This is a genomic window from Psychrobacter sp. 16-MNA-CIBAN-0192 (genome assembly GCF_040309565.1).
Lineage (GTDB): Bacteria > Pseudomonadota > Gammaproteobacteria > Pseudomonadales > Moraxellaceae > Psychrobacter.
Genome location: NZ_JBEOOX010000175.1, coordinates 1 through 278, shown reverse-complemented (window position 1 = coordinate 278; position 278 = coordinate 1). Strand labels below are relative to the sequence as shown.

Genomic DNA, 278 nt, shown 5'->3' with positions numbered 1-278 from the left:
CCACCTCGAAAAACAACAGGGTTTGGTTATTGGCGCAACGATGGTTTTGTTAAAACCATTAATTTTGGTAGAACCGACATTAACAACGAATTGTATGGCGAGAACGGACTCCAAGAGTACTGTTTGTCAGCGTTTATAAACAGAGAAGATATCCCGCAGTTTAGTATAAATAAGGTAGTTTGCGCCGAAGATGAATGGCTTGCATAAGCATTTTTAAAAACAGATTACACTTTACTATCTGAATCTGACTTTGAAAAAACGGTTAGACAGTACTATGC

General features: G+C 37.8%; 1 protein-coding gene. It reads left to right on the top strand.

From position 1 onward, the window contains the following. Positions 1-207, top strand: a 207-nt coding sequence (locus AAEY78_RS12810) for a hypothetical protein (protein ID WP_352339705.1), incomplete at its 5' end; no start/stop codon positions are given. Between the last annotated feature and the right edge of the window lie 71 nt (positions 208-278).